This is a genomic window from Algoriphagus iocasae (assembly GCF_014206875.1).
In the GTDB taxonomy this organism is placed as follows: Bacteria; Bacteroidota; Bacteroidia; order Cytophagales; family Cyclobacteriaceae; genus Algoriphagus; species Algoriphagus iocasae.
Map to the genome: position 1 here is coordinate 447735 of NZ_JACIJO010000002.1, position 20201 is coordinate 467935.

Annotated in this window: 18 protein-coding genes; 6 read left to right on the forward strand and 12 right to left on the reverse strand. The window is 38.9% G+C overall.

What is annotated here, in order from left to right:
- The first annotated feature begins 89 nt into the window (after nt 1-89).
- On the forward strand, nt 90-563 hold the full coding sequence (locus tag FHS59_RS09370; protein ID WP_184494886.1) for a YcxB family protein: 474 nt from the start codon (nt 90-92) through the stop codon (nt 561-563).
- A 63-nt stretch (nt 564-626) separates the two neighbouring features.
- Here FHS59_RS09370 and FHS59_RS09375 read toward each other — a convergent pair whose 3' ends face one another.
- The 3 genes from FHS59_RS09375 to FHS59_RS09385 all read right to left on the reverse strand — a co-directional run bounded on the left by FHS59_RS09375 (nt 627) and on the right by FHS59_RS09385 (nt 5298).
- Nucleotides 627-1529, reverse strand: coding sequence for an NAD-dependent epimerase/dehydratase family protein (locus tag FHS59_RS09375; protein WP_184494887.1), 903 nt, complete (start codon nt 1527-1529; stop codon nt 627-629).
- 26 nt (nt 1530-1555) lie between these two features.
- The gene (locus tag FHS59_RS09380) at nt 1556-4684 is read right to left on the reverse strand and encodes a S41 family peptidase (RefSeq protein ID WP_184494888.1); all 3129 of its coding nucleotides are present in this window, start codon (nt 4682-4684) and stop codon (nt 1556-1558) included.
- 107 nt (nt 4685-4791) lie between these two features.
- Entirely contained in the window at nt 4792-5298 is a 507-nt protein-coding gene (locus tag FHS59_RS09385) for a fasciclin domain-containing protein (protein ID WP_184494889.1), read from the reverse strand.
- Nucleotides 5299-5462: 164 nt separating this feature from the next.
- Here FHS59_RS09385 and rlmH point away from each other — a divergent pair, with 164 nt between their 5' ends.
- Complete coding sequence (gene rlmH / locus FHS59_RS09390) at nt 5463-5936, forward strand: 23S rRNA (pseudouridine(1915)-N(3))-methyltransferase RlmH (RefSeq protein WP_184494890.1); 474 nt, start codon at nt 5463-5465, stop codon at nt 5934-5936.
- 169 nt (nt 5937-6105) lie between these two features.
- Nucleotides 6106-6930, forward strand: a complete 825-nt coding sequence (locus FHS59_RS09395; protein WP_184494891.1) for a hypothetical protein — start codon at nt 6106-6108, stop codon at nt 6928-6930.
- A gap of 252 nt (nt 6931-7182) precedes the next feature.
- Here the strand turns inward: FHS59_RS09395 and FHS59_RS09400 are convergent, their stop codons facing one another.
- From FHS59_RS09400 to FHS59_RS09410, 3 genes are read right to left on the reverse strand one after another with little or no spacing between them, the layout of a single operon-like run.
- A complete protein-coding gene (locus FHS59_RS09400; protein ID WP_184494892.1) occupies nt 7183-7698 on the reverse strand; it encodes an FKBP-type peptidyl-prolyl cis-trans isomerase in 516 nt (171 codons plus the stop codon).
- A gap of 10 nt (nt 7699-7708) precedes the next feature.
- On the reverse strand, nt 7709-9412 hold the full coding sequence (locus FHS59_RS09405) for a capsule assembly Wzi family protein (RefSeq protein WP_184494893.1): 1704 nt from the start codon (nt 9410-9412) through the stop codon (nt 7709-7711).
- A 4-nt stretch (nt 9413-9416) separates the two neighbouring features.
- Nucleotides 9417-10082, reverse strand: a complete 666-nt coding sequence (locus tag FHS59_RS09410) for a hypothetical protein (protein ID WP_184494894.1) — start codon at nt 10080-10082, stop codon at nt 9417-9419.
- A gap of 137 nt (nt 10083-10219) precedes the next feature.
- Between FHS59_RS09410 and wecB the strand changes: the two genes are divergently transcribed.
- Nucleotides 10220-11317, forward strand: coding sequence for a non-hydrolyzing UDP-N-acetylglucosamine 2-epimerase (wecB, locus tag FHS59_RS09415; RefSeq protein WP_184494895.1), 1098 nt, complete (start codon nt 10220-10222; stop codon nt 11315-11317).
- A 1-nt stretch (nt 11318) separates the two neighbouring features.
- Nucleotides 11319-11804 (forward strand): cupin domain-containing protein, encoded by a 486-nt coding sequence (locus tag FHS59_RS09420; protein ID WP_184494896.1) that lies wholly within the window; start codon nt 11319-11321, stop codon nt 11802-11804.
- On the opposite strand, the gene FHS59_RS09425 is transcribed toward FHS59_RS09420, so the two are convergent.
- From FHS59_RS09425 to FHS59_RS09450, 6 genes are all read right to left on the reverse strand, one after another.
- Nucleotides 11805-12287, reverse strand: a complete 483-nt coding sequence (locus tag FHS59_RS09425) for a hypothetical protein (RefSeq protein ID WP_184494897.1) — start codon at nt 12285-12287, stop codon at nt 11805-11807.
- An 81-nt stretch (nt 12288-12368) separates the two neighbouring features.
- Nucleotides 12369-15248, reverse strand: coding sequence for a TonB-dependent receptor (locus tag FHS59_RS09430; protein ID WP_184494898.1), 2880 nt, complete (start codon nt 15246-15248; stop codon nt 12369-12371).
- A gap of 109 nt (nt 15249-15357) precedes the next feature.
- On the reverse strand, nt 15358-16593 hold the full coding sequence (locus FHS59_RS09435) for a hypothetical protein (RefSeq protein WP_184494899.1): 1236 nt from the start codon (nt 16591-16593) through the stop codon (nt 15358-15360).
- A 191-nt stretch (nt 16594-16784) separates the two neighbouring features.
- Nucleotides 16785-17753, reverse strand: a complete 969-nt coding sequence (locus tag FHS59_RS09440; protein ID WP_184494900.1) for an AAA family ATPase — start codon at nt 17751-17753, stop codon at nt 16785-16787.
- Nucleotides 17754-17868: 115 nt separating this feature from the next.
- Entirely contained in the window at nt 17869-18498 is a 630-nt protein-coding gene (locus tag FHS59_RS09445) for a pseudouridine synthase (RefSeq protein WP_184494901.1), read from the reverse strand.
- 12 nt (nt 18499-18510) lie between these two features.
- Nucleotides 18511-18687, reverse strand: a complete 177-nt coding sequence (locus tag FHS59_RS09450) for a hypothetical protein (RefSeq protein ID WP_184494902.1) — start codon at nt 18685-18687, stop codon at nt 18511-18513.
- A 143-nt stretch (nt 18688-18830) separates the two neighbouring features.
- On the opposite strand from FHS59_RS09450, the gene FHS59_RS09455 reads away from it, so the two are divergent.
- The gene (locus FHS59_RS09455; RefSeq protein ID WP_184494903.1) at nt 18831-19955 is read left to right on the forward strand and encodes an amidohydrolase; all 1125 of its coding nucleotides are present in this window, start codon (nt 18831-18833) and stop codon (nt 19953-19955) included.
- Nucleotides 19956-20201: the final 246 nt, after the last annotated feature.

Below are 20201 nucleotides of genomic sequence, written 5' to 3' on the forward strand. Positions count from 1 at the left end.
TTGTTTCTTAGAAATCATGCTTTTATGATTTTATTCGACTTGTTTAATCCCTCGGATACTAGGATATTTGCGCACTGAAAATAAAAGTGATGATAGTAAAGACGAAAAAATACCAACTGGAAACAGGAACTTATATTAAAATGGGATTAGTCAGCATTCTCAAAGAGCAGTGGTGGGTAATCCTAATTGCTTTGGCGATCATGTGTGGCTATTTCTGGATTCCTTCTATTTGGTGGATTATAGGAGCATTGATAGCCTATGGATTGTATGTGTTGTTTTGGGCAATCCAATTTACCGGAGTCACCCAAATGGAGCAAAATAAGACCATCTTCGAAAAAATGGCTTATGAGATCGATAGCCGTCAGATTTTAATGAAAATTAATACCCGTCAGGGAATGCCTGTTCAGTGGAACATGATCAAAAAGGCTGAGATCAGAAAAGATGCTTATGTGCTTTATTTATCCAAAGCTCAATTTATACACCTCCCATTCCGTATTTTCAATTCTGAAAATGAACGAAAGTTTATGGAGACGATCTTGAAAAGAAAAGAATTAATCAAATAAGTCTCACCTAAGAGATCAAAAAAACTCCCGGTTTCCCGGGAGTTTTTTTGTTTTTAAGAAGATTCAATAACCTTTTACATATTTCCTCCAATAGTGCTGCTCTTTGAAGCCCAATACTTCTTTGATCTTTCGATTTGAAAATAACGCTTCATGCTGTCCCAATTCACGAGAGATCGGTACTCCTGGAAAGAAACGCTTAGCCAATTCTTTACTCGGAATAATCGCACCATTATGATCATTACCCGCGTTGAAGACCTGAAATCCCAAGCCATCTTTTTGAATACATAAATCTACTATCTGTCCCAGATCACGGGCATCTATGTAGCAAAAGGCATTTCTCCTTCGCACCTCAGGGTGCTTGAAGTAATGAGGAAATAGCTCCTCATATTCATGTGGCTCTATGACATTACCGATTCTGAGGGCATAAATGTCATAGCCTGACCTTCTCTGAAAGGTCCGAGCAGTCTTTTCATTGACTACTTTGGACAACCCATAACTATCCATCGGGTCCACATCGTAATCCTCTTCCAGTGGAAGCACTTTTGGATCTGTTTTACCATCTGAAAAGCAAACACCATAGGTGGTTTCAGAAGAGGCAATGATGATTTTCTTAATGCCCATCTTCACTGCTGCTTCAATCACATTGTAGGTTCCAACCGTATTTACCCGAAAAGTTTCATTATCTGGATTGATCAAAATTCTTGGAACTGCAGCGAAATGTACCACTGCATCAAACTTTGGTACACCATTTCCATATTCCAACTCATCTAAACCGGCATAAGTGCGCATGGCATTAAACATCTGTCCGGAATCAGTGATATCTGCGATTAAATTATCGACTCCTGGATGATCCAGAGGTTTCAAGTCTAGATTTAAAACCCTATATCCTTGATCCAATAAGTAAGGAACTACATGTTTTCCTGCCTTTCCTGACCCTCCTGTAAATAGTATTCTCTTCTGTGTCATTTAAATTAATACCCATCATGGGTTTTTTACTTCTTTAATTGTTCCATAATCACTTCAATAGCCTTATCCAACTGCTTTTGATTTCCTTCCATTCTATCCACAAAATTTTCATTCACTCTAATATCTGGACTTACGCCTTCTTTTTCCAGATTTCTACCATCTAAGGTATAACAGCCCCATGAAGGTAGCCTGTAAAAGGAACCATCCACCAAGCCTTGGCCTGAGGTGAAAATGATCCAACGATAGGTTTCTGTTCCCACAATTGTCCCTAATCCCAATTCTTTAAAACCAGCAGCAGTCATTTCTGCGTCGGAAAGTGATTGCTCGTTTATCAACAACACAATAGGCTTATCCGAAGGAGAAAAGTTTGGCTGGTTTGTTAACTCACCATCCCTGTATTTCCACTGCAAATACGCTCTTTGACTAAGGAATTGAAGGACTGGATCATGAACGTTTCCTCCAGTATTATAGCGAAGATCTAAGATCAAACCCTCACGATTTCCTTTATTGGAAACCATGTACTCCAAGAAATGTTGAAGTTCGCCTCCACCCATATTTTTCATATGGACATAAGAAATTTTATCTCCAGTTTTCTCATCCACATAGGCTTCGTTTTGATCCATCCATTCATCATAAAGCCAAGTTTTCAATGCTCCATAAGAAGTCGGGTGAACCTTCACTTTTACTTCTTCCCCTCCCCTTTTAAAAGTCATTTCCAATTCATTTGAAATCGTTGGTCCGACAAAAAATGAATTTCTGTTTTTGGACTTATCCACATTTTTACCATTTACAGCAATCAACTCATCACCGGGCAAAACTTCTGAAGTTTCTAAATCAAGTGGAGAGTCTTTTACCACTTTATCCACAATGAATGGATTGTCATTTTTAAAGACAATCCCAGTTTCCATAGAGCGGGTCCCTAAGTAAATATCATTTTCTGGACCATTGCTATTAAAACCAAAATGTGAGGTATTCAATTCTCCCAACATTTCATTGAAAATCAAGGTCAAATTGGCTCTACTGCGCACAAAGGGAAGGAATTTGGCGTATCGATCTCTCAACTCCTGCCAGTTTTCACCATGGAAATCACCGTCATAAAAGTTCTGCTCCATCCCTGCCCAAGCTTCGTAATACATCTGCTCAAATTCATCTTTCAGATTTTTTGAGAACTTCGCATCCAATTTTATCTCCTCTATTTTTCCACTTGATGGATCGAGTGTATTGACTTTTCCACTGGAAAGCAGATAAAGTTTATCCTTGATATCCACAATGTCAAACCCACCCATTCTTTGATCTCCGACTTTTTCTGTTTTGGGATTTTCAAAATCTTCTAAAGTAGTTTTCCACAATTTTGGAGTGCCTTCGTCATGATTAGAAATATAGAAAACTGTCGTCTTTCCATTCTTCTGATACACGTAAGGTGAAGACTGCTGACCGAAGGTTGGGCCTATCAATTCAAGCCTGTCCATAAAGTCCGAACCAGTAATTTTCACTTCCACTTGTTCGTCTTTTTTGTCCTCCTCCTTTTTATCTTTTTCTTCGAAAAGTTTATCCACTTCATCAGATTTAAAGAGCTCTGCAAATCTTTCCAATTTCATTCGATAAAGATGTGCTTCGGTAGTCCCATAGGGGTAACTTGGATGAATTCGATCAGAAACAAAATAAATGTATTTGCCATCTGGTGACCAAACAGGATTCGTTTCTGTTACTCTAGTTTCTGTTAGATTGATCGTCTTTTTACTTGGCCTATGGTACACAACTACCTCTCTTTCGAAATTTCTTATCGGAGAGAAAACCACATATTGATTATCCGGAGAAAAATATGGTTTCGGAGTATATAATCCCCATAGTTCATCTTCAACCAATGTAGTACTGGCCATGGATTTGAGATCAATTTCTCTCACTTCGTTTCTTCCACTGACATAGACCCCTAGACTTCTATCTTTATTTAATTCCAGATTTCGGTTTTTATCCTCATCGCTGGTCAACTGCTTTTCTTCGCCTGGATTTTGGGCTGAAATTGTAAAGAGGTTATGATAACCTTTCACCGTTCGGGTATATAACAAGGTTTTGTTATCGGCTAACCACTTCACTTCCTCGACAGCTTCCTTAGGATCTGTTGGTATTTGCTTTACAAATTTTCCTTTGATATCGGATATGAATAATACTCCTCTGGAAACGAAAGCCATCTTCTCTCCGTCCGGCGAAATGTCGAAGTAACTGACCTTCCCGCTGACTTCAAGAGGAATCTCTTTTCCTAAGGTTTGATTTTGGAAAAGTGTAAATTTCGGTTGGGTTGTCTCTCCGGAAGCAACGTCATAAACATAAACCTGATAATCCTTCTGAAAGACGATCTTTTCACCATTGGCACTTACTTTTGGCCACATCACGGAGCTTTCAAAGTCTGTCAACTGCGTTTTCTCGCCATCCTTCAATGTGTATAAATTATACTCCCCATTTGCTTCATCTGACATGAAGAAAACATTCCCATTCTGGTCAATCGTCACACCAAAATCTTTTCCTTCATAATCCGTGTATTGTTTGTAAGCTTTTGTGGTTGGATTGTAAGATTTAATATCAGGGTTGTATTCACCTTTGTAACGCTTACGGTGGGCTAAATTTTTGCTTTCCCAGGTTTCATTAAAAAATATTTCGCCGGTTTTAGGGTTTTCTGCGGTGTTATGAACTGTATTAAAATAATGTGGGAACAATCGCTTGGGGGTCGCTCCGTCTAAACCTATCTGAAAAGAGGTGTAACGGTTGTATCGATCTGAGTTGAAATAAATAGTTTTACTATCCCAGCTCCAGGATTCCACCTCATCATTAGCTTCATGATATGTTAGTTGCTGAATTTCTCCACCCTCCATTGGCATGATGAAGACATCCATGTTTCCAAACTGTTCGGCTGAAAAGGCCAGCCATTTTCCATCAGGTGAAACTGCAGGCAGCGTCTCTTCCCCATCCATAGCTGTGAGTCGTACAGCCTGACCTCCTGAAACAGGAACTTTCCAAAGATCTCCCTCATAACTAAATATGATAATCTGACCGTCTGGAGTAAGGGTCGGTCGAAAAGTAAAAAATGGAGTTTCATTGGTCTGCGCATTTCCTGTAAATGCCAAGAACAAGGCAAAAAGCAACAAAGATAGTTTTCTCATAACACGGTGGTTTTGGATTATTAAGCTTTTTAAAGTTAAAAAACCATCTTCAATAAAAAAGCCCATCCAATGCGGACAGGCTCTTTAAAACGTGTTAAACAACTAAATTACATCGGAGGCATAATCACTGTGTCAATAACATGCACTACGCCGTTATCAGCTTCAATGTCTGCCGCTGTAACAGTCGCGTTATTGATCATTGCTTTGCCATCTTTTAATGTCACTTTAATCTCACTTCCTTCCACAGTCTTAGCCATTTGTCCATTCTTTAAATCTGAAGACATCACTTTACCTGGCACTACATGGTAAGTAAGAATTTTTACTAATTGAGCTTTGTTTTCTGGCTTTAATAAATTCTCAACCGTACCTGCTGGAAGTTTAGCAAAGGCATCATTGGTTGGAGCAAAAACCGTAAATGGTCCATCTCCTTTTAATACATCCACCAAATCTCCTGCTTTAACTGCAGCTACAAGTGTGGTCAAAAAATCCTGAGAAATTGCCAAATCAACGATATCCGCTTCGACTTTATTCTCATGAATTGTATTTGTTTTTGGGGTAAAAGATGAAACTACAAATAGCATCATCACCATAATTAATGTTCCTAAATTTTTCATAATTGTTAATTGAAATAGTTAAAATTGGTTAGTATGGTAGAAACAAGTGCCGTAAGTATTTGTTTTTCAATAGATTGAAAACATAGTCAGAGCATGATAAACCATCCTTCAACCTGTTATTTTCAGCCTTGAACTGATAAAAAAGAATTTTTGGATATTTGTATATGCAAATCAAATTGATCGCCATTGGCAAAACGGACAACAATGCTATCCAATCTCTCATCGAAGAGTACAGCAAACGACTGAATTTTTACATCAAATTTGATTTTGAGATCATTCCGGACCTTAAAAACACCAAATCCCTTTCTGAGAGTAGCCAAAAGGAAAAGGAAGGAGAATTGATTTTAAAGAAGTTAGTCCCCTCAGATGAGTTGATTCTATTAGATGAGAGAGGCAAAAGCTATAGTTCTATTGACTTTTCCGAATACCTTCAAAAGAAGATGAATTCTGGTTTGAAACAAATGATCTTTGTCATTGGAGGACCTTATGGATTCTCTGATGCTGTCTACTCCCGGGCAAATGGAAAACTTTCGATTTCAAAAATGACTTTTTCGCATCAGATGATCCGACCATTTTTCATTGAGCAACTTTACCGTGGGTTTACCATTCTCAGAAATGAGCCCTACCATCACGAGTAATTCAGTCAACTTCTTGGTCTTGAAGGGATAAAGGCCCTCAAAACTTAAACAATTCTCAAAAAAATTAGCTTTAAAAATTACCAGAATGTTAAGATTTGGATAATTTTGTTTGCTAATGTTACCAAATTGTTAACTTTACCGTACATGGATAACATAGGCTTCACGCAAAATGAAACATTTGATTCTCACATATTTGACTTTAATCGGGCTTAGCAGCTTTGCTTTAGCGCAGGAAAAGTCATCTGTCAGTGAGAATTTATTTTTTGAAAGCCCATTAGAAGCCAAAATCTGGGAAGAAGCCCAAGATGAGCCATTAAACCTATTTATGGCTGTACATGCCGATGAAATTCAAGAACAGAAGTGGAATGAATTGGTTGAGATTCTAGATAAAAAAAGAAGCAAGACAAAAAATGATTTAAACTTCTTAAGAGCAATTTTTCAAAAATCCCATCAACAATTATTGAAAGATTATGTGAAGCATTCCACTTTTAACGAAATGCTGGAGTCTGGGAAATTTGATTGTGTCAGTGGCTCTGCCACATTAGGAATGCTTTTGGACAGATATGGATATGATTTTGAAATTGTAGAGACCGATTACCATGTATTCATTGTCACAACTGTAGATGAAAAAGAAATAATATTGGAAAGCACACTTCCAATTGGAGGAATGATCACCAGTCCATCTGAAGTGCAAGATTATCTAGAAAGCTATAAGCCTGTAGAATTTGCTCAATTGGCTTCCTTGACTGAACGATTGGGAAGTGCTGATCAAACTCTTTCTGATCATGCGATTTTCAGAAAAGTATCATTGACCCAACTTGCAGGCTTGCAATATTACAATGACGCAATTACCCATTTCAATGACCAAGCATATGGCCTTGCTTCCAAGCAACTGAGCAAAGCTTTGGTACTTTATGAATCTGAAAGAATCAAAAACCTGAAAGATTTGGCCAAAGAACAGGCATATAAAGTCTACGGTTACGACGTCAAATAAAAAAATGGCTTCTCTATTTATAGAGAAGCCTCACTTGCATTGATCCATCACCCCAAGAGATCAATAGCCATCAAAAAATCCTCAATCAAAGAAGAAAAGCCAGAATGAACGCCAATAGCGCGGTAATTCTAAGGATGGCTATAAATGTTTTCATAACACGTTACTTAATATTCAAACATAGAACTTTAAGTAAAATGACACCATACGACAAATGCCCTATATTTCTATAGGGCATTTGATGTTTTAGTGATTTTAATGGTGATGGTGACCATCAGGGCCATGTACATGTCCGTGGTCTATCTCTTCCGGCTGGGCGTCTCTAATAGAAACAATTTTCCCGTCAAACTGCAAGTCATGGGCTGCCAAAGGTGGGTTAAAATCCATGTGAACACCCAAATAATCGATCTTAGTTATTTCTCCTTTGATCTGATTTCCATTATTGTCCTGCATGGGAATAACCGCTCCTACCTTTAGTAGATCCTTTTGCTTCTTGCCTTCTTGTTTGAAATTGGCCTTTGGGATGATGGTCTTTCTCTCTTCGTAATAATCCCCGTATGCATTTTCGAAGTCGATAAAAACAGAAAATTCATCTCCTACCTTTTTCCCTTCCAAAGCTTCTTCAAACTTTGGGAAAACTGCATCTGAACCAAATAGGAACAGGAAAGGCTTGTCTTCAGGAACTTGTTCAAAGTCCACCATTCCAGATTCCCCATCATCTACCTTTAGATGATAGGCGATTCCTACCACTTTATTTTTTTCTACAATCATTTTTAAGAAATTATCTGAATAGATAAGCAACACCGATTTGGGCAACAAAATTCTTTCTATCATAACCAGGAACAAAATATTGATCTGGCTGATTTTCTAAGAACCATTTGTAGTTTAAGGTATTGACATATTGCATTTTTCCGCTGAGCAAGAAATCTCCGACTTTCCAGTCCCCAACTAGGGATGGAACAAGGTCCACGTATTTATTCCTCCAATCTTTTGAAGCTTCATACCTGAAATAATAAAAGTCATTATTATAGACAATTCGCTCCATCTGGAATCCAAGTCGGTTCATTTTATTAACCCAGGCAAATTCCACAAAAATAACATTGCTGCCAGGGCCATTACCTGCTCCCAAAACTTGACCTTTATGAGTATATCCATCTTTTACATGATCGTGGATATACCAAGTTTTCAAGTCTCTGATATCTTCTCTGATTGTTTGACCCGTTTGGGTCATTTCTGAACTTATCTGGAAATAGTGTCCAGGTTTTTTCAGACTCATCAAATGTGAAAAACCAAAAGTAAAAGCTCTTCCAGATTCTGGCTCGATCATAAAATCAGAGAGTCTTCTGTTATTGTCTCTCGTCCCATACTCACCATAAAATTCAAAATGACCTTCTGGACTCAACCACCTGAAGAACCCAGAACTGAATTGCTGTCTTTTATCACGGATTGGATCAATAACATTTTCTGGCCCTTTTCTTCCGCTAAAAATCGGAATTAGATCTCCCAAAGCAGAAATGTCTTTTCGATACAAATGACTTACAGAACCATAGCCAAGGAAAAGTCCCGGAACCCACTTGGGTTGATAAGTTAAAACTAAGCCAGACAAGTACCTTTTACTGTTCTCAGGTTTAGGAATGTAAACCGGATTCTGCTGGATCGAATAATCAGAAAGTGGAGGAAGGAAACCACTAGAATTTAAAAAGCCTCCAATAAATTGGCCTTCAAATGATCCTATTTTTGTCTGGATAGGCTTTCTGGTATTTGCTGTAAAGTGAAAAAACCCAGGAGCATTATTACTCATCAATAAGGAAGTCCTTCTGCCAGGTCCCCACCACAGGTTTTCGGTTGAGACTCCAACTGAAACGTCCTTGAAATTATACCTAAGACTAGATTGGCCTCCATAAATTTGATTATATCCTTTATCCCCAAAACGCTCAGGCATATCAATTCTGTTCATGTATTCATAATAAAACAAAATTGTCGCCTGATGCTCAATCGGGAATCCTTGGTAATCTTTATTTTGAGCCAAAAGAATTTCTGGCTGAAACTGAAGGCTAAAGTTTCCAAACTCCGCATATATTCCCGGGCTCAGAATAGCCTGCATCCCACGATTGGGAATAAAAGCACCATCATTTACCCCAAAAGCATATGTAGAATTGTATTGGGTTTTTAAAACTGCAGGGAGCATCAAAAACTTCCCTTTATTGTCTTTTCCAAAATTTCTGTGGACAGCAGATAAGTCCATATCTACCACAGAACTATCTAAATCAAACCCATATTTAATTCCAAAAGCTTCGGTTGGATAAATAGGTCTGATCATAAAAGACGAACTGGAATCTACTAAACCCAGTAGCTGGGCTCTTCGGACATAATTATCCAAAACCGGCATACCAACAGGCACTGTCTGTGCAAAAGAAGCTTTTGCTGACAAAATCAGGCCTACAATCAAAAACAGTCTACTTAAATTTCTCACAAGTTTCTTCATTGGATTAGTTCAGTGTGAGGGCTTTAATTTCAATTTTGGAGATAGACCAGGACTCATCGCAAACTGGATCTGGCGAATTATTGGCAACAAGGTCAGAATTCATGTAAATTCTGGCTGTGGCATTGCTATGATCAATGATCTTGGAAATACTATATCGGGTTGAATAGCTATTAAAAGCTCCGAAGAGGCAAAGACCGGGAAGATTGGTTTGAATTGCTCCTGTTTTAGGAACATTTTGCCTTGCATAGTTATCTGGGTAGGATTGATAGAGGCAGTATGTCGACTCGCATGGAGAATTAGAAAAAGTAGTCCGGAATACTTCCAGATTATCCACACCAAAGAACCATTGATCAGGACCTCCCACGCCATCATCTGGGTTTCCATCCCAACTATCATGAACAATAATTTCTACCGTAACTTTGAGCAAATTATGATTTGGAAGATCGCTCACATTGACTGCCACTTCCTCATTATGATAAAATCCGGCAAGGGTATCATTTTCAAAAATAAATAGCCTTCCATTCTCGAAACCAGCTAAATTCAAATCCGAAAAATCATTGGAATAAACGATAGTTTCAGATTCTAAGGTATCAGTACAGGAGGAAAAAAAACCGAAACAGGCAATCACTGGAATAATTCCCCAGTTTTTATACCATTTACGAATTGACATGAATACTTATTTACAGATAAAAACTATTGGCACAAAGAAACAAAAAACCAGCCAAATGAGGATTATCTAAACTTTCCTATTTTTCTGGCTTTAGCCAATAAGTAATTTTTATTTTTGGGTAAATTTTCAAATTCATTATGAGCAATTTTACGATTGTCGCAGGAGCTCGACCCAACTTTATGAAAATCGCACCGATTATCCACGCGATTCAGAAAGAACAAAAAGCCGGAAAACAAGTGAAATTCAGATTGGTTCATACGGGACAGCACTATGATAAAAAAATGTCAGGTGATTTCTTTGATCAACTGAATATTCCTGAACCAGATGCAAATCTTGGTGGAGGCGGCGGCACACAAGCAGAACAAACTGCAGCAATCATGGTCGCTTTTGAAAAGGAATTGATGGAAAATCGCCCCGATTTAGTCCTGGTAGTTGGGGATGTTACCAGCACTTTGGCTTGTTCCATCACAGCAAAAAAATTACAGATTGATGTTGCTCATGTAGAAGGCGGAATCCGTTCTGGAGACTTGACGATGCCTGAAGAGATCAACAGAATGGTGACAGACAGCATCACGGATCATTTTTTCACTACCTCAGAAATAGCCAATACCAATTTGAGAAAGGGAGGTTTTTCCGAAGATAAAATCCATTTTGTGGGGAACACCATGATCGATACCTTAATGGCTCAAATGCCGAGGTTCCAAAAGCCAGAAGGAGAAGTTTTTGAAAATTTAGAACCCGGAAACTACTTTGTCATGACTATGCATAGACCTGCCAATGTAGATCAGGAACATTCGTTAAAAGCGATGATTGATGCTATTTTGGAAGGTACCGGTGGTTTGCCGATTATATTTCCTGTGCATCCCCGAACTGCCAAAAACCTGCAATCAATCGGTATTGATGCACCCAATTTGATTATGGTTGAACCTTTGGGTTATCTAGAGTTTAATTACTTGGTGAAGAATGCCAAAGGAGTGATAACCGATTCGGGAGGCATTACAGAAGAGGCTTCCGTGATGAATGTTCCATGTATCACTTTACGTGACAATACAGAAAGAGCCGAGACCATCCACCTTGGCACCAATGAACTGGTCGGAACTGATCCAGCTAAATTGAAACCTTACTTGGAAAAAGTGATGAAAGGAGATTGGAAAAAGTATCAGGGAATTCCTCTTTGGGATGGAAAAACTGCTGAAAGAATTGTCTCTATTTTAATAGAGAAATACCCTGAATAAAATGGAAACAGGCGAAAGAATTCAACAATTGGTATCCGAATTACAGCTCCTCCCTCATCCTGAAGGGGGATTTTATAAGGAAACCTACAGATCGATTGACCTAGTCAAAACTCCAAATGGAGAGCGGAATATCTGTACAGTTATTTACTTTTTGTTGACTTCAGAAAATGTCTCCAAATTCCATCGGATCAAAAGCGACGAACACTGGTTTTGGCATGAAGGGAGTCCGCTGACTATCCATATTCTAGATCAAAAAGGTCATCAGAAATTACTTCTTGGACCTATCAATGGCTCAGGTTCCCAACCACAACATATGGTCCAAGCTGAGAAGATTTTCGGAAGCACTGTAGATGAAAAAGTTGGCTATGCCTTAGTTTCTTGTGTAGTAGCTCCAGGATTTGATTTTGAGGACTTTGAGCTCTTTAGTAAGGAGGAACTGTTACATGATTACTCTGATCATGAAGCTATTATTTCCAGATTGACTTAATTATTTCGTAAGAGAAAAAATAGAGGCCGTTTCTAAACTTTTGGTGTCATAAACAAGGTCATCCTGATACCAAACTTTGGTCAAAATGATACCTGAGTCTCCGAGTTTCTTCATTTCACTTACGAATGTATCACTTTCGTCCTTATTCCATTCGATAATGGTCTCTCCGATTGGGTAGTCACCACCTAAGAAAACCCTCATGACATAGTTGTCATTTTGTTCATCTTTATAAATGAAAAAGTTTTTTGGGTGATCTAATCCTCCATTAAATACTCGCACCTTTTCCCCTTCCTCCATATAGTAAAGGTTGATGAATTCCTCCTTAAAACTATTAGGATTATTTTGATCCAATAAATCATTTCCTTGGTCATCGGTAACTGTAAGATCAAAGCCGATATCTATTACTGTGCAACAAACAGGATTCTCTTGGCATCCAACCAACAAGAATGTAAAGAGGATTAAAACAATTTTGTCAAGTCTCATTTTGAAATTTAACTAAAAAACCCTTAAACAAAAAGAGGCCCCAAATGGAGCCTCTTTTAATATTCATTGTGGTGGTATTTCTTAGAATGAGAACGCTGCTCTCATGGTAATTTTCGTACCTGGAGTCAAGCTTGTAAAGATCTGATCTTGTGCTTGGTAAGATCTGAAGACCATTTCTTTCTTGTCATTAAGTATGTTTTGAACTCCAAATCCAGCTTGGAATCTCTCATCAGCTCCGAAAGTCTTGTTGATATTCAAGTTCAAGCTGTGGAAAGGTACCGTGTAAGTATCTGTTCTGTTTCCAAAACCTACATAGTTTAGAGTTGATCCCTGCACATTATAGAAGATCCCAGCTTCCAAACCATTTACAAATGACTGATAGCTCAATCCAGTGTTGATGATATATGGAGCCTGTCCTGCCATATCTCTTGTATCCTTAATCTCCTGACCTTCTCTAGCAGTCAAAGTTCTTGATCTGAATTCAGACTCAGACATTTTAATCTGAGATTTTGTCACAGTCACGTTAGTGTTCCAGTTGAAGTTCTCCAGTTTTGGAGCGATGAATTTCAAAGACTTTCTGAATTCAAATTCCAAACCTGCTACACTACCATTACCCACGTTTCTTGGCTGGAACGTTCCTGGGTCAGCAAGGAACTGAACCATTTCGATAGGCTTATCAAAAGTCTTATAGAATGCACTTACTGAGAACATTTGACCTCTGTCCTGGAAAGCTTCCCATCTCAGGTCAAAGTTGTTGATTCTTGTAGATACTAAATTTCCATCCCAAAGAACCTCTGTTCCATTGTTGGTAGTTTCTGGGTACAGACCACCGATAAATGTTCTACCGGTAATTGGATCCAAAATTTCTGCATAAGACAATTCTTTGAAAGAAGGTCTAGCGATCGTTCTGGAAGCAGAGAATCTCAAATTCTGCTTTTCTTTCAAGTTATAAATCAAGTTGACAGTTGGGAAGAAATCCAAATCGTCCAACATGGTCACCAAATCATAATTGATTGTTCCTGTCTGGTTTGTTCCAGTATAGAATTGGTTGAATTTCTCAACTCTTAGTCCAACAACAGCTTTCAAGTTAGTAGCAGGATTTGCCTCAACAGATGCATATCCAGCCACATTTGTAGCAATTGATTCGTATTTATTTGGATTGATCGGAATAAAATCCGCATTGTATCTCACACCGTTTCTATTGTCTGCGGCAAACAAATTCTCATCCAAAAGGATTTGATTTGGATCACCTGTAAACTCAGTACTACCTGTTGCAAACTGGAAACTCTGGATATCGAAATCTCTGTATTTGAACACGTAATTCGTTCCGAATTTCACTTTTGCATCTCTTTGGAATAGAGAAAGCGCTCTAGCTACGTCCAGTTTACCTACCACACTGTATTCCTCTAGATTTCTCCAAATTCTAGCTGGAAGACCCACTTCTGTAGAGATTGTATTTTCAGGAACTCTAAATCTTGTAAATCTGATATCTGGATCCTGAATCGTAGATCTTGTTGGAGCCAATTTCCAGTTCACTTCCCAGTTTCTTCCTGCAAAGTAATGAGTACCTCCCAAAAGCACACTTGTCAAAGCTCTTTGGCTGTATTCCAAGTTGTATTGCTTCGCAGTGAAGTTTGCTCCAAGGTTTGTGTTTTCAAAATCAAACTCACCCGCTTTGGATTCGCCGTTTTGAAGGTGCATTAAGTTTAATTTATACTTAGAGTTGTCAGTTTTCAAAGCAATTCCTGCCAATCCACCTAGCAACACATTGTTTACTCCGTAGTCACCTCTTTGTCTTTCCAAAGCTTCCAGTTCAGTAGCGCTGGCATCTCTTGGTTTTGCAAAAAGGTTGAACTCTGCATCCTGATAAAACTCAGTTTCGTTTTTGTAAGTCAAAGCGAAATTATATCCCCAAGTAGCTTTTGTTCTTGCAATCTGATTTCCCAAAGAGAAACTCACACCTGCATCCATCAAACTGTTGGTTCTATATCCACCCAAAGTTTTGTTGAAATCTCCCAAGATCTGTTGGTATTCCATTCCTTTAGGACCATTTGGATTACCTACTGCATCACCATATTGAGGGATATCAGTTCTTCCATCTGTTGGGATAGCTCTTGTTCCATCGTCAAAACCTAACCAATCTGTCTTACCACCATCGTATTTCAAATAGTTTGAGTTAAAGTGCATGGAAGGATTGATTCCTCCACTCAAGCTCAACTTCATGGATTTTTCTTCAGGAAAATCTTTTGTCTCGATATCCACTACACCACCAGTGAAATCAGCTGGAAGCTCGGCAGTGAATGATTTAGAAACGATGATGTTGTCAATTACATTGGTAGGGAAGATGTCCATTTGGATAGAGTTACGATCCGGATCCAAACCTGGGATATCCACACCGTTCAATACAGTTTTGGTATATCTGTCTCCCAAACCTCTTACATAGATGTATTTGCCTCCTTCGATAGAAACCCCAGTCACACGCTTCACAGCAGAAGCTGCATCTCCATCACCGATTTGACGGAAAGTGCTGGCAGAGATACCATCCAATAAGTTGGCAGCATTTCTTTTTACAGACATCAAAGCTGATTCTGTAGTTCTGATTGCAGTAGCTGCAATGGTTACGGTCTCCAATTCGGAAGCTTCTTCCGCCATTGAGATATCGTTTAATACGTTTACTTCACCTGCTTTTACCTCTAATCCTGTCAGTTCGATAGTAGAATAAGAGATGTAAGAAATCTGAAGTGAATAAGTTCCTGGCTCAACCTGAATTTCGAATTTTCCATCGAAATCAGTTACAGCACCAGTTGAAGTTTCTTTGACCAAAACTGAAACACCGAATAGTGGCTCACCTGATCCTTCTTCGAAGATGGTTCCTCGAATGGTTCCTTTTTGTGCAAAAGCGAATCCCGCGATAACCTGGGATAAAACCAGAATAATCAGGACAACAATAGTACGTGTCATGAACGGGTTTGTAGATTTATTTTTCATACAGCAAATAGATATTACTAATTCAAGAATTGGGAAGAAAGACACCTTGCAAGTCCTTTCTTCCCTTTTCTATTTTTTGTTATTATTTGAAGTCAGCTAATTCACCGGCTACAGAAGCCCAAGTCCAGCTAGCAAATACTGACTTGTCAGCTCCTACAGTGTTTGCTCCGGCAGCTACTGCTGTAGCGAAGTCCACTGTTCCACCTTTAAATACTGTTTCAAGAGTTACACCTTCAGCAAGAGTTGCTTCTAGGTTCATGAATTTCAATGAGCCACCTTCGAAAGTTGCCATAGTTTTGTCACCGCTTAGTGAAAGGTCACCTCTACCATCTGTAGTAGCCGGATCAGCAAATCCGAAGAAATAGATGTTTTCGAAAGTACCTCTTGCTCCATCTCTGAAGTCACCTAATTCAGCAACATCATTTCCTTTGATAGAACCATTCTTAAGAGTGTGTCCCGCAGTAGCAGATCCTTCAGGACCATCGATTTCTAGCGTGTGATCAGTTTCACCACCTGCGATTACGATGAAGTTATCCAACGTACCAGCCCAAGCTTGATCCGTATCCATACCGTCATCACCTGGATTCCATACTAGCGCATTTTTCACGTTTACAGTACCACCGAACCATTCGATTCCATCATCTTGGTTACCGATTACTTCCACGTTTTCGATTACTGTTCCTGATCCTACAGCACCAAGTGTAAGACCGTTGATTTCGTTTCCTTCACCGATGTTAGCACCTCCGTGACGGATAGACACATATTTAAGTGTTCCAGAGTTATCAGCATCATCAGATCCTCCATAGAGGCCATTTGTATCTGATGGTGGAATACCTTCAATTTGAATTTCAGTAACATCTCCAGCGAAAGAACCTTTTGCATTTCCTAGGATGATCAATCCACCCCAAAGTCCTGAAAGGTTTGGCTCCAAGTTTGGAGAAGCGATTTCTCCTGGTTTAATTTCATCAGCAACTGTTGTAAAAATGATTGGAGATGCTGCTGTTCCTTGCGCGTCAATTTTTGCACCTCTTGCGATGATCAATGCAGTCGCATTTGAACCAGTTCCTACTTCACCTTTCACTACTACTCCTGGTTGGATAGTCAATGTGTTTCCAGAAGTAACAGAAATTCTACCTCCTAGTACATAAGTCTTACCTGTTTCCCAAGTAGTATTGGAAGAGATGTTTGAACTTACCAAAACACTATTAGAAGTATCTGGATCAGTTCCTGGATCTGGCTTATCATTTCCTTCGATACAGCTAGTGAATCCGAACACTGTCACTGCAAAAAGGATGAATAATGAGTTAAACTTTTTCATTGAGTTATTAATTGAATTGTGGTTTTGTCAAAGTTTGATGATGCAAAACTGCTTCAATTAATCAGCACAAGAGAATTATTTGAATTATGCTTTTTTTAAAAAATCTGACAGAATTTAATATTGAATTAATAGATCTGACATAAAAAAAGGCTTCCCTCGCAGGAAGCCCAATAAAACAGGTTCTAATGTTATTAGAATGTTACCGACTTGTTTATCGGCACTTTTTCCATTAATATTTTTACAAGGTGCCTTGTATTAATCCCATCTGCTTCAGCCTCATAATTCAGGATGATTCTATGATTTAACACATCTTCAGCGATTTCTTTGATGTCTTCAGGCAGCACATAATCTCTTCCATCCATAAAGGCTACAGCTTTTGCAGCTAGGTTTAAATTGATGCTGGCACGAGGAGAAACACCAAACATGATGTACTTGGCCTCGTTGCTTAAGCCGTACTGAGTCGGGAATCTTGTTGCGAATACCAATTCTATAATATAATGTTCAAGCGGCTCAGCAATTTTCACCGAGTTGATCATATTCCTGATATCAAATACGTCTTGCTTCGAAAGAATTGGATTCACCTCATTAGTAAATGACATATTCGCCATTCTTCTCATGACTTCCATTTCATCGGCTTTGCTTGGATAATCAATATGAACTTTCATCATAAATCGATCGACCTGCGCTTCAGGAAGCGGATATGTTCCTTCCTGGTCTACCGGGTTTTGTGTTGCCAAAACCAAAAATGGTCTGTCCAACTGAAAAGTGGTCTCACCAATAGTTACCTGCTTTTCCTGCATTGCTTCCAAAAGAGCCGACTGAACTTTTGCCGGGGAACGGTTTACTTCATCTGCCAAAATCAAATTGGAAAAAATTGGACCTTTCTTTACTTCGAAATCTCCAGTTTGCTGATTGTAGATCATCGTACCGATCAAATCAGCCGGAAGCAAATCCGGAGTAAACTGAATTCTGTTAAAGTCCAAGTGCAAAACCTTGGCAAGGGTGTTAACAGTTAAGGTTTTTGCCAAACCTGGTACACCTTCTAATAATATATGTCCATTTGTAAATAGGCCTATTAATAGTCTGTTGACCATACGGTCCTGACCTACTACTACCTTTTTTACTTCCTGAATGACTTCTTGAATTTTTTCCTGATGCATGGATGAGGATTTTTATTACAAAGCTGAGGGACTAAAATAACGTAAAAAGTCCCAAAGGACAATCTTAAATCTTAGAAGCGGTAAAGCCTCGTGTGGAAAGGAAATTTAGGATTTTTTAAGACCTTTTGGGTCTATGTTGTTTTTGATTGGCTGCTTCCTTAAATCCCGTCAAACCTAGTTTATGATAAACTGTATCTTGATCAAGCTCTTGGACATCACCTACCTTAAACCCTAAGATATTGATTTTCTCCATGGATTTTCGCACCAACCGAAGGGTAGGAAAACCTACTGCAGCGGTCATTTTTCTGACTTGGCGATTTTTCCCTTCTATTAAAGTCAATTCTATCCAGGAATCTGGAACGTTCTTTCTATAACGAATAGGAGGATCCCGATCCGGGAGTTCAGGGTTTTCAGGCAATAATTTGGCAATGGCAGGTTTGGTCAAATACTCTCTCCCATCTACACTGATCCTGACTCCATTTCCCAATGCCTTTAAAGATTCTGGAGTTGGAATTCCCTCCACTTGTGCCAAATAAGTTCGCTGATGACCGAATCTAGGGTTCAGCAAATGATGATTGAGCCACTTATCATCTGTAATCAGCAGCAATCCTTCGGAATCTTTATCCAATCTTCCAACAGGATATACCTCCTTTGGAAAATCAAAAAGAGAGGCAAGTGTTTGCCCCTCTCCTGAAAATTGGCTTAAAACCCCAAAGGGTTTGTAAATTATAAAGTATCGTGACACTTATTTCGGATTTTAACTTCCGCAACCGATGCAATCAATACTGGAATCCATTGGCTTTACACCTTTCAATTTCATTTCTAGATTGTGAATCTTGTCTCTCACTTCCATATCGGCAAACATATCACCGGTCAATTGGCTTTTGAGGGCTTCAATCTGTGCTTCTAGGTCTTGTAGTTGTACTTCGCTCATAAAAATTCTCTTTTAAGGGTTAAAGTGATGTTCTAAAATAGCGAAGGAAGAGTGAAAAGTTCCTCCCTTCAACGAGATTTTTTTGGCAAAAATGGTTCCAAAAGAAAATCAGGACTTTACCTTGGTGGAAATTTTCTATAAAAATGCATTTAAACCAACTTATCCAATTACGTCAGGAACTACATCAATCCCCCGAAATAGCAGGAGAAGAAGGAAAAACCGCGTCCAAAATCCTTTCTTTCATTTCAAAATTAAACCCGGACGAAATCATAGAAAATCTTGGAGGATCGGGGCTGGCATTTATTTTTAAAGGAAAATCTCCTGGTCCAAGGACACTTTTCAGGGCCGAATTGGATGCACTACCAATTCAAGAAACCGGTAATCCTTCTTACAAAAGTACAATAGATGGCAAGGCACATTTGTGCGGGCACGATGGTCATATGACCATTATTTGTGGACTAGGAGAAAAAATAGCTGAAAACAGACCAGAAAAAGGGGAAGTAGTTCTTCTTTTCCAACCAGCAGAGGAAACAGGCGAAGGAGCTAGAAGGATTTTGGATGATCCTAAATTTGAAAGAATCAAGCCTGATTATGCTTATGCTCTTCACAATCTTCCAGGATTTCCGCTACATCAAGTGGTCGTTAGAAAAGGGACTTTCGCAGCTGGAAGCACGGGGATGACCATTTCTTTGACTGGCAAAACCTCACATGCAGCCCATCCCGAAGCTGGCATTAACCCTGCTAATGCATTGATGCATTTAATTCAAACTCTTCCGAATCTTCCTAATCATTTTAAAAATTTTGCACTTGTTACTATTATCCATGCTGAATTGGGTAGCTTGGCTTTTGGTACCAGTGCTGGAAAAGGAAGCTTGAGTGTGACAATCCGAGCTTTTGACCAACAAGACTTGGATGGCCTAATTGAAAGAGCAATTGCCGAAGCAAAAGGAATAGCGAAAATTGAGAAGCTTGGTGTAAAATTCAGTTTGGTTGAATCATTTGCAGTTTCTAAAAATGACCCAAAAGCAGCAGAAATAGCTGAAAGTGCGATGAAAGATCTAGCAATGGATATTTCACAAAAGGCAGAACCTTTCCGCTGGTCTGAGGATTTTGGTTTGTTCAGTCAATCTTGTCCTTCCTATTTGTTTGGATTGGGTTCAGGAGAAAACTGTCCACAACTACACGAACCCACCTATGATTTTCCGGATGAGTTGATTGAGACAGGGGTAATGGTTTTTGAGAAGATTGCGAGGAAAATCAATTCATAAAAAAAGCCGACTCTCGTTGGCTTTTCAATTATAAGTCTGAATAGTTTGTCGGATACAATAATCAGCTGTTCAGGATTTGCAATCCTGAACTTATTTCACATGATTTTTATCCGATTACATTGGTCAATTAACATTCAAGTCAGCGACTTTAAATCTCCTTTAAAGATTAAAAATCTTCGGATCTAGCTTCGAGGTTTGTAACCTCGAAGAGCCGCTGTCCACCCATTCTTCCAAACTGGGAATGCT

Bases quoted from the DNA above. Each gene is read 5' to 3' on its own strand.
- FHS59_RS09370 (WP_184494886.1), top strand. From the start codon at position 90: ATGATAGTAAAGACGAAAAAATACCAACTGGAAACAGGAACTTATATT.
- FHS59_RS09375 (WP_184494887.1), bottom strand. From the start codon at position 1,529: ATGACACAGAAGAGAATACTATTTACAGGAGGGTCAGGAAAGGCAGGA.
- FHS59_RS09380 (WP_184494888.1), bottom strand. From the start codon at position 4,684: ATGAGAAAACTATCTTTGTTGCTTTTTGCCTTGTTCTTGGCATTTACA.
- FHS59_RS09385 (WP_184494889.1), bottom strand. From the start codon at position 5,298: ATGAAAAATTTAGGAACATTAATTATGGTGATGATGCTATTTGTAGTT.
- rlmH (WP_184494890.1), top strand. From the start codon at position 5,463: ATGCAAATCAAATTGATCGCCATTGGCAAAACGGACAACAATGCTATC.
- FHS59_RS09395 (WP_184494891.1), top strand. From the start codon at position 6,106: ATGAAACATTTGATTCTCACATATTTGACTTTAATCGGGCTTAGCAGC.
- FHS59_RS09400 (WP_184494892.1), bottom strand. From the start codon at position 7,698: ATGATTGTAGAAAAAAATAAAGTGGTAGGAATCGCCTATCATCTAAAG.
- FHS59_RS09405 (WP_184494893.1), bottom strand. From the start codon at position 9,412: ATGAAGAAACTTGTGAGAAATTTAAGTAGACTGTTTTTGATTGTAGGC.
- FHS59_RS09410 (WP_184494894.1), bottom strand. From the start codon at position 10,082: ATGTCAATTCGTAAATGGTATAAAAACTGGGGAATTATTCCAGTGATT.
- wecB (WP_184494895.1), top strand. From the start codon at position 10,220: ATGAGCAATTTTACGATTGTCGCAGGAGCTCGACCCAACTTTATGAAA.
- FHS59_RS09420 (WP_184494896.1), top strand. From the start codon at position 11,319: ATGGAAACAGGCGAAAGAATTCAACAATTGGTATCCGAATTACAGCTC.
- FHS59_RS09425 (WP_184494897.1), bottom strand. From the start codon at position 12,287: ATGAGACTTGACAAAATTGTTTTAATCCTCTTTACATTCTTGTTGGTT.
- FHS59_RS09430 (WP_184494898.1), bottom strand. From the start codon at position 15,248: ATGACACGTACTATTGTTGTCCTGATTATTCTGGTTTTATCCCAGGTT.
- FHS59_RS09435 (WP_184494899.1), bottom strand. From the start codon at position 16,593: ATGAAAAAGTTTAACTCATTATTCATCCTTTTTGCAGTGACAGTGTTC.
- FHS59_RS09440 (WP_184494900.1), bottom strand. From the start codon at position 17,753: ATGCATCAGGAAAAAATTCAAGAAGTCATTCAGGAAGTAAAAAAGGTA.
- FHS59_RS09450 (WP_184494902.1), bottom strand. From the start codon at position 18,687: ATGAGCGAAGTACAACTACAAGACCTAGAAGCACAGATTGAAGCCCTC.
- FHS59_RS09455 (WP_184494903.1), top strand. From the start codon at position 18,831: ATGCATTTAAACCAACTTATCCAATTACGTCAGGAACTACATCAATCC.